This is a genomic window from Hydrogenophaga sp., assembly GCF_035481345.1.
Lineage (GTDB): Bacteria > Pseudomonadota > Gammaproteobacteria > Burkholderiales > Burkholderiaceae_C > Hydrogenophaga.
On record NZ_DATIGV010000211.1, the window covers coordinates 16,220 to 28,404 of the forward strand.

The following is a 12,185-nucleotide window of genomic DNA, read 5'->3' on the forward strand; positions in this document are numbered from 1 at the left end:
GCAAGCCTTCTTTATTCGGGACGCCAGGCGTACAGCGCACCGCGCGCGGTCATGACGACCAGCGCCTCACCGGCCAGCAGGGGCTGCGACACGATGGCCGAGCCGTCCGTGGACAGGCGGGCCATTTCGCTGCCGTCCTCGCGCGACAGGACGTGCACCAGGCCGGTGCCGTCGCCGACCGCGATGACGCGGCCCAGGGCCAGCGGCGCGCTCAGCTGGCGGTGCTTGAGGCGTTCGGAGGTCCAGGCCGGCTCGCCGCTGTCGCGCCGCCATGCCTGCAGGGTGCCGTTGCTTTCGCTGCCGAACACCAGGCGGTCATCGCCGTGGACGCCGACCACGCCCTGAGCGGGTTTGGTCCAGATGACCGAGCCGCGCACGCCGTCCAGGCAACCCACCGCCGCGGAATAGGCGCGCACGCAGATATTGGTGCCGATGCGGCCAACGGGAGCCACCACGTCCACGAGGCGCTCGACCTCGTTCGTGCCGCGCGAGGTGGCCACCAGGGACTCCCAGCGCACGGAGCCGTTGTCGGGGTTGAGGCCGACGAGGCGGCCGGACACCCCGGCCACCAGCGTGTCGCCCACCGCCGCCAGCGCGGCCGGCTGGTTGAGCGTGAGCGGGTCGCCCGTGCGGGTCTGACCCCACAGGCGCGCGCCGTTGGCGGCGTCGTAGGCCACCACGGTGCGGTCGGCCGTGAGCACGAAGACCCGGCCGCCCGCCACCAGCGGCGGCGTGAAGGAGCGCGCCGGCAGGCGCACGCGCCAGCGGGATTCGCCGTCGGCGATGGCCACGAGCACGTTCTCGGCGGTGATGACGGCCGCCGTCTGGCCGTCGCTGCCCACGCCGGTGGACAGGCGCGTGCGCAGGTCCAGGCGCCAGGCGTCGGCGCCGGTGCGCGCGTCGATCGCGGCCACCACGCCCGCGGCCCCGGCCACGTACACGCGGCCCGCGGCGTGCACCGGCACGAAGCCCGAGCCGCCCTCGCCCACGCTGGCGGTCCAGATCTGGCGCACGCCCATCAACTGGGCCGCGGGGCCGAGGTCGGCCGGCTGCGGTTTCTTGGGCCCGGAGGAACAAGCCGCGAGCGTGAGCGCGGCCGCGAGGCACAGGCCGACGGCGATCAGGCGTTGGCGCATCATGGCTTGACCTCCGTGTCCACGGCCACACCCAGGGAGGCCAGTTTCACGGCCACCAGGCGGCGCAGTTCATTGCCGGCGTCGAGCGCTTTCCAGGCGGCCTCGTACTGGGCCTTGGCCTCGTCCGCCTTGCCCTGGGCCAGCAGCACGTCGCCCCGGCGATCGGCCATCAGCGGTTCGAAGGACGCAGGCACCTTGGCCTGCAGCACCTGCAAGGCCGCGTCGGGCTGGCCGGCCTGCAATTCCACCGAGGCCAGGCGCAGGCGGGCGACGGCCTGCAGGCCGTCGTCCTTGCTGTCGGACAGCACGGCCTGCAGCGCCTCGCGGGCCTTGTCGAGCTGGCCGCCGTCGAACAGCGCCTTGCCCGCCAGCAGGCCGGCCTGGGCCGAGAAAGTGGTGCCGCCGAAATCGGCGCGCATGTCGGAGAGCACGCGGCCCACGCGGTCCAGGTCCTTGGCCTGCACGGCGCGGTCGACTTCCTCGTACAGCACCGCCGCCTTGGCGGACTGGTTGCGCTGCCACCAGTTCCAGCCGTTGTACGCGGCGAAGGAGCCGAACACCACGATCAGCACCCAGCTGATGAGGTTGCCGTACTTGGCCCAGAAGTGTTTGAGCTGGTCGAGCTGTTCCTGCTCTTCGAGGTCGAGGTGTTTGGCCATGGGTGCTGGACGGACGCGAAAGTGCTGGATTGTAGGTAGGCGAACGGGCTCAGTCGGCGCGCAGGCGGGCCACGATGGCGGCGGGGTCGGTCAGGGACAGCGCCAACTGCGCCGCGGCGGCGTCGCGCTCGCCGCGCAGGGCCTTGAGCGCCACCTGTCCCTGGGCGAGTTCATCGGCCCCGAAGATCAGCGCGAAGCGCGCGCCGCTGGCGTCGGCCTTCTTGAACTGCGACTTCATGCTGCCCATGCCCTCGGCGCCGGCGGCGTGCATCTGCACGCGCGCGCCGGCCTGGCGCAGGGCGCGCAGCAGCGGCATCACGCGCGGCAGCGCGGCGGCATCGGGCACCACGGCATAGGCGTCGGGCGTGGGCGGCTCGGGCAGGCGGCCCTGCTCCTTGAGCAGCTCCAGGATGCGCTCCATGCCCAGCGCCCAGCCCACGGCGGGCGTGGGCTTGCCACCGATCTGCTCGAACAGGCCGTCGTAGCGGCCGCCCGCGCACACCGTGCCCTGCGAACCGAGCTGGGTGGTGACGAACTCGAACACGGTGAGGTTGTAGTAGTCCATGCCGCGCACCAGGCGCGGGTTGACGCGGTAGGCGATGCCGTGCGCGTCCAGCAGGGCTTTCACGCGGTCGAAGTGCGCGAGCGACTCGGGGCCCAGGTGGTCGATGAGCCGGGGCGCCGCGTTGACCATGTCCTGCATGGCGGGGTTCTTGGTGTCCAGGATGCGCAGTGGGTTGCTGTGCAGGCGGCGCTTCGCGTCTTCGTCGAGCAGGCCGGCGTGCGACTCGAAGTGGGCGATGAGCGCCTGCCGGTGCGCCAGGCGCTCGGCGGGCTGGCCCAGGCTGTTGACCTCGAGTTCGATGCCGGTGAGGCCCAGCGCGGCCCAGAGGTCGCAGGCCAGCACGATCAGCTCCACGTCCACGTCCGGGCCCGCGAAGCCCAGGGCCTCGGCGCCGAACTGGTGGAACTGGCGGTAGCGGCCGCGCTGCGGGCGCTCGTGGCGGAACATGGGGCCCATGTAGTACAGGCGCTTGGGGCCTTCGTAGAGCATGTTGCTCTCGAGGGCGGCGCGCACCACGCCCGCGGTGTTCTCGGGCCGCAGGGTGAGCTGCTCGCCGTTGAGCTTGTCTTCGAAGGAATACATCTCCTTCTCGACGATGTCGGTCACCTCGCCCAGGCCGCGCACGAACAGGGCCGTGGGCTCCACGATGGGCGTGCGCAGGTTGCGGTAGCCGTAGCGCGCCATGAGCGCGCGCAGGCTGTCTTCCAGCCACTCCCAGTGCGCCGACTGCGGAGGGGCGATGTCGTTCATGCCTTTGACGGCAACCAGTTTCTCTGCCATGGGATACGGGGTCAGGCGTGCTGCGCGCCGAACCGCTTCTCGATGTAGTTTTCGACGATGGTCTGGAACTCGCGCGCGATCCCTTCACCGCGCAGCGTGACAGCCTTCTGGCCGTCGATGAACACGGGCGCGGCGGGCGCCTCGCCGGTGCCCGGCAGGCTGATGCCGATGTCGGCGTGCTTGCTCTCGCCCGGGCCGTTGACGATGCAGCCCATGACCGCCACCTTCATGCCTTCGACGCCGGGGTAACGCTCGCGCCAGACGGGCATGGAGGCGCGCAGGTAGTCGTCGATCTGCTTGGCCAGCTCCTGGAAGGTGGTACTGGTGGTGCGGCCGCAGCCGGGGCAGGCGGTGACGCTGGGCACGAAGCTGCGCAGCCCCAGGGCCTGCAGGATCTCCAGGCCCACCAGCACTTCCTGCGTGCGCGCTTCGCCGGGCTGCGGCGTGAGCGAGATGCGGATGGTGTCGCCGATGCCCTGCTGCAGCAGCACGGACAGCGCCGCCGTGGAGGCCACCGCGCCCTTGGTGCCCATGCCGGCCTCGGTAAGGCCCAGGTGCAGGGGGTAATCGCAGCGCTGCGCCAGCGCCTGGTAGACGGCGATGAGGTCCTGCACCGCGCTCACCTTGCACGAGAGCACGATGTTCTCGCCCGGCAAACCGATCTCCTCGGCCTTCTTCGCCGAGTCGATGGCGGAGGTGATCAGGGCCTCGTACATCACCTGCTTCGCGTCCCAGGGTTGGGCGCGCGCATGGTTCTCGTCCATCAGGCGCGCGAGCAGGTCCTGGTCGAGGCTGCCCCAGTTCACGCCGATGCGGATGTGCTTGTCGTGGCGCGCGGCGATCTCCACCATCTGCGCGAACTGGCGGTCGCCCTTCTCCCCGCGGCCCACGTTGCCGGGGTTGATGCGGTACTTGGACAGGGCCTCGGCGCAGGCCGGGTGGTCCGTCAGCAGGCGGTGGCCGTTGTAGTGGAAGTCACCGATCAGCGGCACGGAAATGCCCATGCGGTCGAGCTGCTCGCGGATGTGCGGCACGGCCTTGGCGGCTTCGTCGTTGTTGACCGTGATCCGCACGAGCTCGGAGCCGGCCTGGGCCAGCTCCTTCACCTGGATGGCGGTGGCGATGGCGTCGGCGGTGTCGGTGTTGGTCATCGACTGCACGCGCACCGGCGCGTCGCCACCGATGCTCACGCCGTGGTCGCCCCAGCGCACCACGCCCTGGCGCGTGCGGCGCGGCGCGGCCTGTGGCAGGGGAATGGGTGCCTTGGACATGACGGAACTCACCGGGCCTCGAAGCGGGCCACGTCGTTGCGGGCGATCGCCTTGGCGTCAAAGGCGCGGCCGCGCACGTTGACTTTCACGGCGCTGGCCTTGCCCAATACCACGGCGTACGGCGGCGCAGCGGAGAACTCGACGCGCTCGCCCGGCTGCAGCAGGCGCTGCAGCACCACGTTGCCGGTGCCGTTCGTGACCTCGGCCCAGGACTCTTCGCTGGCCTCGATCTGCAGCACCGTCGCGCTGGCGGCCGGGGCCGCCGCAGGCGCCTGCGGCACGGCCGGCGTGCCCGCCGCCGGGGGCGGCGCCGACGCCTCGGCGGGTGCCGCGCCGTCTTCGGCCGGGGCGGTGGTTTCCGCACTCGCCGGTGCACCGGGCGCTGCGGCGGGCGCGGGGTCCGCCGGCTGGAAGATCGGCAGGCCGGGCGCCGCGGCGGGCGCCGCCGGCGCGGCCTCTTGCGCCGTGTTCTGCGCAGCCTCGTCGGCCGTGCCCGCGGGCTCCATGTCGGGGAGGAACATCACGACCAGGGCCGCCAGCAGCAAGGCGATGGTGCCCAGCAGCGCGGGCTTGGACAGCCAGGTCAGCGGGCTGGCCGCCGGCGCCTCGCTGGCGGGTTTGAAGGGCGCGTTGATCGCGCTCTCACTGCCGCGCAGTGCGGGCGTCGGATTCTGCGGAATCTGCTCCAGCACCGGGCCCGGGTCGATCTTGAGTTGGCGGCAGGCGCTGGAGGCCAGGGCGCGCGCGAAGGTGAGGTCGGGCAGTTCGTCGTACTGACCGGCTTCGAGGGCCTCGAGCTTGCGCACCGGCACCTTCAGCGCCGCCGCCAGCGCGGCGATGTGCAGGCCCGCGGCCTCGCGCGCTTCGCGCAACAACACCGGGCGGCTCACCGCCGCCGGCGATTCGAGGGTCTGCTCCTCGAACTCACTCATTGAATGCCCCTCGCTGATACGCCGCCCATTGGGTGGACTGCGGGAACCGCCGCCCCAGTTGCTGGGCCAGTTGCGCGGCGGCCACGTCGTTGTTCATCTGGCGCTCCACCTTGATGCCCAGCCACAGGGTCTCGGCGTTGGCCAGTTCGGAGTTGTTGACCCGGCGGATGATGAATTGCGCGCCCTGGTGGTCGCCCCGGCGGTGCTTGAGGCTGGCCAGGTTGTAGGCGGCGATGGGGTTGCTGGCGTCGAACTCGTAGGCGCGCGACAGCGTGGCCTCGGCCTCCTGCAGCTTGCCGGCGCGGATCTGGCACACGCCCTGCACGAGCCAGGTGCGCGAGCGCCCGCCGTAGGTGGGGTTGGCCAGGGCCTGGTTGAACATGTCATCGGCCGGCGCGTAGCGGCCCTGCTCGCACAGGAACAGGCCGTAGGCGTGTTGGGCCTGCGCGTCGCGCGAATTGATCTGCAGCGCGCGGCGGAAGCTCTCCTCGGCCAGCGCCGAGTCGTTCAGGCGCATGTAGACCAGGCCACGCAGGATGTAGGCCGGGCCGTAGTTCGGGTCGGCTTGCAGCGAGAGCTTGATTTCGTCGAGCGCGACGGTGGTCTGGCCCTGTTCGTAGTAGCTCGCGGCCAGTTCGTAGCGGATGCGCGCTCGGCGCACCGCGGGCGGCTCGTCCGACGCGGTGATGGGCTCCACGCCCGGCGTGGGCGAGGCGGACACGCGCGGGCCCTGCGACGCGCAACCGGCCAGCCACACCAGCGCCAGGACCATGGCCAAGAGCCACAGCGCCTTCGGGTTTCGGGTGGGGAGCGGACGGTTCGCTGCGTGGGTCATGCCTGCCTTTCCTTCTTCGGGGTCATCAAACGGATGGGGTGCACGGATTCGCGGCGCCGCGCCATGCGGCGCGCGGCGTCGGTGCGGTCCAGCACGTCGCCGGCCAACTGGCCGCAGGCGGCGTCGATGTCGTCGCCGCGCGTCTTGCGGACGGTGGTGACGACGCCGCCTTCGTTGAGCAACTGCCCGAAGCGCTGCACCACCGCGCGCGGCGAGCAGCGCAGGCCGGAATCGGGAAAGGGGTTGAAGGGGATGAGGTTGAGCTTGGCGGGCACGCCGCGCCCGCCGTGCTCGCGCAGCAGCTTGAGCAGCGCCTGCGCGTGCTCGGGCTGGTCGTTCACACCGTCGAGCATGCAGTACTCGAAGGTGATGAAGTCGCGCGGCGCGGCCGGCAGGTAGCGCAGGCAGGCGTCGAGCAGCTCGGCGATGGGGTACTTGCGGTTCAGCGGCACGAGGTCGTCGCGCAGCGCGTCATTGGGTGCGTGCAGCGACACGGCCAGGGCCACCGGGCAGTCCTGCGCCAGGCGGTCGATCATGGGCACCACGCCCGAGGTGGAGACGGTCACGCGCCGGCGCGACAGGCCGTAGGCGTGGTCGTCGAGCATGACCTTGAGCGCGGGCACCAGCGCGTGGTAGTTCTGCAGAGGCTCACCCATGCCCATCATGACCACGTTGGTGATCACGCGTTCCCCGGGGCGCTTGAGAAAAGCGCGCAGGAAGAACTCGGCGTACCAGAGCTGGGCCAGGATCTCGCCGGTGCTGAGGTTGCGCGAGAAGCCCTGGTGCCCCGTGGAGCAGAAGCGGCAACCCACGGCGCAGCCCGCCTGCGAGGACACGCACAGCGTGCCGCGGTCGTCTTCGGGAATGAACACGGTCTCGACGGCGTTGCCGTCACCGACGTCGAACAGCCACTTGATGGTGCCGTCGGCCGAGTCCTGGCGCGAGAGCACCTTCAGGCCTTCGACGCGCGCCACGCCGGGCAGCTTCTCGCGCAGGCTGCGCGCGAGGTCGGTCATCTGGGAAAAGTCGGATGCACCGCGCTGGTGGATCCAGCGAAAGAGCTGAACGGCGCGGAAGCGCTTTTCGCCCAGCCCTTCGCAGAAGGCGGCCAGCCCCTCGAGATCGAAGTCGAGCAGGTTGACCGTCATGACATGATCAACGCGAGTAGACGTTCATGCCGGGGAAGAAGAAAGCCACTTCCACGGCGGCCGTCTCGGGCGCGTCGGAGCCGTGCACCGCGTTGGCGTCGATGCTGTCGGCGAAGTCGGCGCGGATGGTGCCGGCGGCGGCCTTCTTGGGGTCGGTGGCACCCATCAGGTCGCGGTTCTTGAGGATGGCGCCTTCGCCTTCGAGCACCTGGATCATCACCGGGCCGCTGATCATGAAGTCGACCAGGTCCTTGAAGAAGGGGCGCGCGCTGTGCACGGCGTAGAACTGCTCGGCCTCGCGGCGCGAGAGGTGGGCCATGCGGGCGGCCACGACCTTCAGGCCGGCGGCCTCGAAGCGGGCGTAGATCTGGCCGATCACGTTCTTGGCGACGGCGTCGGGTTTGATGATCGAGAGGGTGCGTTCGATGGCCATGGGTTTCCTGAAGTTTTGAGAGCGATCGGAGCAGCGGACCCGTGGTCCGCAAAGCCCGCCATTCTACATGGCGGAAGTGTCAGCCCCTGGGGCGACGCCCCTGAGGACGCGTGGGTTTGGCGGGGCCTTTGCCCCCTTCGCGGCGCTGGCGCTGCACGGCGTCGTGGCCGATGTAGCCCTGGCTGGTTTTCATGGGGTCGGGCTGGCCGCCGGTGCTTCGCCCGCGGGCAGGCGCGCCGTCGGCGCGGCGCGGCGCCGAGGCCTTGGGCGGGGGCGATTTGGGACCCGGGCCATGGCGGCGGCGCGCCGTGGCCGGGGCCGCGGCCTCCTCGCGCGGGGCGCGCGTGCGGGGCGTGCGCACGCCGGCCGCCTGGGCCAGGCGCTGCACGTCGCGCTCGCCGAGTTCGATCCAGGCGCCGCGCGGCAGGCCACGTGGCAGCACGACAGCGCCGTAGCGGATGCGGATGAGCCGGCTCACGGCGTGGCCCACGGCCTCGAACAGGCGGCGCACCTCGCGGTTGCGGCCTTCGCCGATGGTGACGCGGTACCAGCAGTTGGCGCCCTCGCCGCCGCCGTCCTCGATGGACTGGAACTGGGCCGGGCCGTCCTCCAGTTGCACGCCGTCGAGCAGGCGCTGGCGCTCCTCGTTCGAGATGGCCCCCAGCACGCGCACCGCGTACTCGCGCTGCAGGCCGAAGCTGGGGTGCATGAGGCGGTTGGCCAGCTCGCCCGCGTTGGTGAACAGCAGCAGGCCTTCGGTGTTGAGGTCGAGCCGGCCGACCGACTGCCACTTCCCTTGATGCAAACGCGGCAGGCGGCGAAACACCGTGGGCCGGTTCTGCGGGTCGTCGTGCGTGACGACCTCGCCCGCGGGCTTGTGGTACGCCAGCACGCGCGGCGCGGGCGGCTCCAGCCGCACGCGCAGGGGCTTGCCGTCCAGGCGGATCTGGTCGCCGTGCTGGATGCGCTGGCCCACGTGCGCGGGCTCGCCATTCACCGACAGGCGGCCCTGCACGATGAGCTGCTCCATCTCGAGGCGCGAGCCCAGGCCGGCCTGGGCCAGCACCTTGTGCAACTTGGGCGATTCGGCTTCGGGCGCGAGCACGCGCTTGGCCGGCTCGGCGGCCGCTTCCGGGACGTGCGACTGGGCTTCGTCGAAGGCGCCACTGACGACCTCGTCGAAGCTCAGGGCGTCGGTGTCGGGCGCGCGCCGGGCGCGCGCCGGGCCGGGCCGCTCGGCGCGAGGCTTGTCGGCGCGGGGCCGATCAGGCCGGGGTTTGCGTGGGGTGGCCGGGCTCATCGGTGTCGTCCTCAGGGGCGGGTTCGTCGGTGGCGGGCGCGTCGACGTCGGCCGGTTCATCGGGGAGCGCATCGGCGGCGGTGGCGGTGGCGTGGTCCGCATCGGCCAGGTGCCCGGTCTCGGCCGGCGATTGCACGGCGGTGTCCGCTGCCGCGTCCGCCGGCACGCCGTCACCCTCCTCGGTCGGCACCGGCAACTGCGCCGCCGCCAGGCTCTCGAAATCGAGCGAGCCCAGCGACGATTCCTGCACCTCGCTGGCCTCCAGCGGAGGCAACTGGTCGAGCGAGCTCAGGCCGAGGTCGTCGAGGAACTGTCGGGTGGTGGCGAACAGCGCCGGGCGGCCCACCGTTTCGCGGTGGCCGATGACCTCGACCCAGCCGCGGTCCTCGAGCTGCTTGAGGATCATCGAGTTGATGGTGACGCCGCGGATGTCTTCCATGTCGCCGCGCGTCACGGGCTGGCGGTAGGCGATGATGGCCAGTGTCTCCAGCGTGGCGCGCGAGTAGCGCGGCGGCTTCTCGGGGTGCAGGCGGTCGAGGTAGTGGCGCATCTCGGGCCGGCTCTGGAAGCGCCAGCCCGTGGCCACGGACACCAGCTCCACACCGCGGCCGGTCCATTCGAGCTGCAGATCGGCCAGCAGGGACTTGAGGGTGTCGGCCGCGAGTTCGCCGTCGAACAGCACCGAGAGTTCGCGCACCGTCATGGGTTGCGCGGCACAGATGAGGGCCGTCTCGAGGACACGCTTGGCATCCGTGGTGTTCATGATGATCTTGTCGCTCGGCGCCGGGGCCGCGAATGAGGGCTCTGGGTGGGCGGAGGCCGGAGCGCGGGCCCGGCCACAGGTCGCGGCACAGGCCGCGAAGAAGGATTGCCCGCGCGGGCGGATCAGTCGATCAGGCCCTGGCCGGCAGGGGGCGGATTGTACCGGAGCCCCCCGGCCGCCAAGGCCGCGGCCAGGTCGGCGGGCGGGTCGCGCCAGAAGGCCAGCGGCGCGCCCGAAACCGGGTGCGACAGGCGCAGGGAAATGGCGTGCAGCGCCTGGCGCTGCAGGCCCCACAGCGGCCGCCCGCCATAGAGCGCGTCGCCCACGAGAGGGTGCCCCAGCCAGGCCATGTGCACGCGGATCTGGTGCGTACGGCCCGTGTGCAGCTTGCACGCCACCAGCATGGCCTCGCCGTTCGCACCGAGCGAGAGGAAATCGCTGTGAGCCGGCTTGCCCGCGCCCTCGCCGACCACCGCCATGCGCAGGCGGTTGCGCGGGTCGCGGCCGATGGGCTCGCGCACGCTGCGCAGGCCCTGGTGGCGCCAGGCGCCGTGTGCGATCGCCAGGTACTGGCGCCCCACCTCGCGCGCGGCGATGGCATTCACCAGCGCCTGCATGGCCTGGCGCGACTTGGCCACCATCATCAGGCCCGAGGTGTCCTTGTCCAGCCGGTGCACGATGCCCGCGCGTGGCAGCGCGGCGGCGCCCGCGTGGTGCGCGAGCAGGCCGTTGAGCAGGGTGCCACCCCAGTGCCCCGCGGCCGGGTGCACCACCAGGCCAGCGGGCTTGTCGATGACCAGCAGGTGTTCGTCCTCGAACACCACGTCCAGCGCCATGGGCTCGGCCACGAAGGCACGCGCCTGCGGCGTGGGGCGCAGCGTGAGCTGCACGGCATCGCCCGCCGACACCTTGGTGGAGGCCTTGGTGCAGGGCCTGTCGCGCCAGAGCACCTCGCCCTCGGCCAGCAGTTGCTGCAGGTAGGAACGCGAGAACTCGGGCACCAGCGTGGCCAGCGCGCGGTCCAGCCGCCAGCCGTGCAGTCCGGCGGGCACTTCGTGGCGGCGCTGCTCGGCCTGCTCGTCCCAGGCGTCGCCCTCGGGCGCCACCCCCCCGGCCGATATACTGTCCGCTTCGTTCAATGAGTCCTGTTCCAGCGCCATGCCCTTGAAGTTGAGCCGCGGATTATCGGCCCCGTCCCTGGCCGCCATCGCCCTGGCGGTACTCCTGCAGGCCTGCAGCACGACGCCGGTCGACGAGACCATCGGCTGGAGCCCGAACCGCCTGTACACCGAGGCCGTGGACGAGCGCGACGCCGGCAACTTCGAGCGCGCCGTCACCCTGTTCGAAAAGCTCGAAGGCCGCGCCGCCGGCACGCCGCTGGCGCAACAGGCCCAGCTCGACAAGGCCTTCACCCAGTACCGTGGCGACCAGCCCGCCCAGGCCCTGGCCACGCTGGACCGCTTCATGCGCCTGCACCCGGCCAGCCCCGCGCTCGACTACGCGCTGTACCTCAAGGGCCTGGTCAACTTCAACGACAACCTCGGCCTCTTCGGCGCGCTCGCGCGGCAGGACCTCTCCGAACGCGACCAGAAAGCGGCCAAGGAGTCCTTCGAGGCCTTCCGTGAGCTGAGCACGCGTTTCCCCGAATCGCGCTACACCCCCGACGCGGTGGCGCGCATGCGCTACATCGTCAACTCCCTCGCGCAGTACGAGGTGCACGTCGCGCGCTACTACTTCACGCGCGGCGCCTATGTGGCCGCCATCAACCGCGCCCAATCCGCCCTCACCGACTACACCGACGCGCCCGCACTCGAAGAGGCGCTGTTCCTCATCATCCGCTCGTACGACGCCCTGGGCCTGCCCCAGTTGCGCGACGACGCCGAGCGCGTGATGCGCGCAAGTTACCCGGACAGCGAGTACCTCAGCGGCGGCGTCAAGAAGAAGTCGGGCGATCCGTGGTGGAAGGTCTGGTGAGCGCCACCAGCTCATCCAGCCAGGCCTGAACCTCTTCCTCGCGGTCCAGCCAACGGCAGGCGGGCAGCGCCGCCAGCAAGGCCGGGCCGTAAGCGCGCCGGCGCAGGCGCACGTCACCGATCACGATCAAGCCCCGATCGCCCGCGCGGCGGATCAGGCGCCCGGCGCCTTGCCGCAGGGCCATGGCGGCATCGGCCAGTTGCACCGAGGTGAACGGATCGGCCCCGACCGCGCGGGCGCGCTCCAGGCGCCGCTGCAGCCAGGGGTCGTCGGGCGGGGCAAAGGGCAGCTTGTCGATCACCAGCAGTTGCAGGGCCTCGCCCGGCACGTCGATGCCCTGCCACAGCGCGCCGCTGGCCACCACGACCGTGGGCGCGCCGGCGCCAGCA

General features: G+C 71.4%; 13 protein-coding genes. 1 reads left to right on the forward strand and 12 read right to left on the reverse strand.

Going from position 1 to position 12,185, the window contains the following annotated elements:
* Positions 1-11 precede the first annotated feature (11 nt).
* The 11 genes from bamB to VLG41_RS21940 form a co-directional block, all read right to left on the reverse strand.
* A complete protein-coding gene (gene bamB, locus VLG41_RS21890) occupies positions 12-1,139 on the reverse strand; it encodes an outer membrane protein assembly factor BamB (RefSeq protein ID WP_325351493.1) in 1,128 nt (375 codons plus the stop codon).
* Positions 1,136-1,795, reverse strand: a complete 660-nt coding sequence (locus VLG41_RS21895; RefSeq protein WP_325351494.1) for a tetratricopeptide repeat protein — start codon at positions 1,793-1,795, stop codon at positions 1,136-1,138. The genes bamB and VLG41_RS21895 overlap by 4 nt, the downstream gene beginning before the upstream one ends.
* Positions 1,796-1,844: 49 nt before the next feature.
* Positions 1,845-3,140 carry a histidine--tRNA ligase gene (hisS, locus tag VLG41_RS21900; protein ID WP_325351495.1) on the reverse strand — a complete coding sequence of 432 codons (1,296 nt, stop codon included), beginning with the start codon at positions 3,138-3,140 and terminating at the stop codon, positions 1,845-1,847.
* An 11-nt stretch (positions 3,141-3,151) separates the two neighbouring features.
* Entirely contained in the window at positions 3,152-4,411 is a 1,260-nt protein-coding gene (ispG, locus tag VLG41_RS21905) for a flavodoxin-dependent (E)-4-hydroxy-3-methylbut-2-enyl-diphosphate synthase (RefSeq protein WP_325351496.1), read from the reverse strand.
* A gap of 8 nt (positions 4,412-4,419) precedes the next feature.
* Positions 4,420-5,343 (reverse strand): helix-turn-helix domain-containing protein, encoded by a 924-nt coding sequence (locus VLG41_RS21910; RefSeq protein ID WP_325351497.1) that lies wholly within the window; start codon positions 5,341-5,343, stop codon positions 4,420-4,422.
* The gene (pilW, locus tag VLG41_RS21915; RefSeq protein WP_325351505.1) at positions 5,336-6,115 is read right to left on the reverse strand and encodes a type IV pilus biogenesis/stability protein PilW; all 780 of its coding nucleotides are present in this window, start codon (positions 6,113-6,115) and stop codon (positions 5,336-5,338) included. Before pilW ends, VLG41_RS21910 begins: the two co-directional genes overlap by 8 nt.
* Positions 6,116-6,174: 59 nt before the next feature.
* The gene (gene rlmN, locus VLG41_RS21920; RefSeq protein ID WP_325351498.1) at positions 6,175-7,326 is read right to left on the reverse strand and encodes a 23S rRNA (adenine(2503)-C(2))-methyltransferase RlmN; all 1,152 of its coding nucleotides are present in this window, start codon (positions 7,324-7,326) and stop codon (positions 6,175-6,177) included.
* Between the two features lie 7 nt (positions 7,327-7,333).
* A complete protein-coding gene (gene ndk, locus VLG41_RS21925) occupies positions 7,334-7,759 on the reverse strand; it encodes a nucleoside-diphosphate kinase (RefSeq protein WP_291024122.1) in 426 nt (141 codons plus the stop codon).
* A 79-nt stretch (positions 7,760-7,838) separates the two neighbouring features.
* Positions 7,839-9,059, reverse strand: a complete 1,221-nt coding sequence (gene rluB, locus VLG41_RS21930; protein WP_325351499.1) for a 23S rRNA pseudouridine(2605) synthase RluB — start codon at positions 9,057-9,059, stop codon at positions 7,839-7,841.
* A complete protein-coding gene (gene scpB, locus VLG41_RS21935; protein WP_325351500.1) occupies positions 9,025-9,822 on the reverse strand; it encodes an SMC-Scp complex subunit ScpB in 798 nt (265 codons plus the stop codon). The genes rluB and scpB overlap by 35 nt, the downstream gene beginning before the upstream one ends.
* A gap of 122 nt (positions 9,823-9,944) precedes the next feature.
* Positions 9,945-10,982: an RluA family pseudouridine synthase gene (locus VLG41_RS21940; RefSeq protein ID WP_325351501.1), complete on the reverse strand. Its 1,038-nt coding sequence runs from the start codon at positions 10,980-10,982 to the stop codon at positions 9,945-9,947.
* Between VLG41_RS21940 and VLG41_RS21945 the strand changes: the two genes are divergently transcribed.
* Positions 10,981-11,796 (forward strand): outer membrane protein assembly factor BamD, encoded by an 816-nt coding sequence (locus tag VLG41_RS21945; protein WP_325351502.1) that lies wholly within the window; start codon positions 10,981-10,983, stop codon positions 11,794-11,796. The two genes, VLG41_RS21940 and VLG41_RS21945, sit on opposite strands and share 2 nt — an antisense overlap.
* Here the strand turns inward: VLG41_RS21945 and VLG41_RS21950 are convergent.
* Positions 11,756-12,185 (reverse strand): helicase C-terminal domain-containing protein (locus VLG41_RS21950; protein ID WP_325351503.1); only part of this gene is annotated, 430 nt, incomplete at its 5' end. The two genes, VLG41_RS21945 and VLG41_RS21950, sit on opposite strands and share 41 nt — an antisense overlap.

Excerpts from the sequence above, each read along its gene's own strand:
- pilW (WP_325351505.1), bottom strand. The coding sequence starts at position 6,115 with ATGGTCCTGGCGCTGGTGTGGCTGGCCGGTTGCGCGTCGCAGGGCCCG.
- bamB (WP_325351493.1), bottom strand. The coding sequence starts at position 1,139 with ATGATGCGCCAACGCCTGATCGCCGTCGGCCTGTGCCTCGCGGCCGCG.
- rluB (WP_325351499.1), bottom strand. The coding sequence starts at position 9,059 with ATGAGCCCGGCCACCCCACGCAAACCCCGGCCTGATCGGCCCCGCGCC.
- rlmN (WP_325351498.1), bottom strand. The coding sequence starts at position 7,326 with ATGACGGTCAACCTGCTCGACTTCGATCTCGAGGGGCTGGCCGCCTTC.
- hisS (WP_325351495.1), bottom strand. The coding sequence starts at position 3,140 with ATGGCAGAGAAACTGGTTGCCGTCAAAGGCATGAACGACATCGCCCCT.
- VLG41_RS21910 (WP_325351497.1), bottom strand. The coding sequence starts at position 5,343 with ATGAGTGAGTTCGAGGAGCAGACCCTCGAATCGCCGGCGGCGGTGAGC.
- ndk (WP_291024122.1), bottom strand. The coding sequence starts at position 7,759 with ATGGCCATCGAACGCACCCTCTCGATCATCAAACCCGACGCCGTCGCC.
- VLG41_RS21895 (WP_325351494.1), bottom strand. The coding sequence starts at position 1,795 with ATGGCCAAACACCTCGACCTCGAAGAGCAGGAACAGCTCGACCAGCTC.
- ispG (WP_325351496.1), bottom strand. The coding sequence starts at position 4,411 with ATGTCCAAGGCACCCATTCCCCTGCCACAGGCCGCGCCGCGCCGCACG.
- VLG41_RS21940 (WP_325351501.1), bottom strand. The coding sequence starts at position 10,982 with ATGGCGCTGGAACAGGACTCATTGAACGAAGCGGACAGTATATCGGCC.
- VLG41_RS21945 (WP_325351502.1), top strand. The coding sequence starts at position 10,981 with ATGCCCTTGAAGTTGAGCCGCGGATTATCGGCCCCGTCCCTGGCCGCC.
- scpB (WP_325351500.1), bottom strand. The coding sequence starts at position 9,822 with ATGAACACCACGGATGCCAAGCGTGTCCTCGAGACGGCCCTCATCTGT.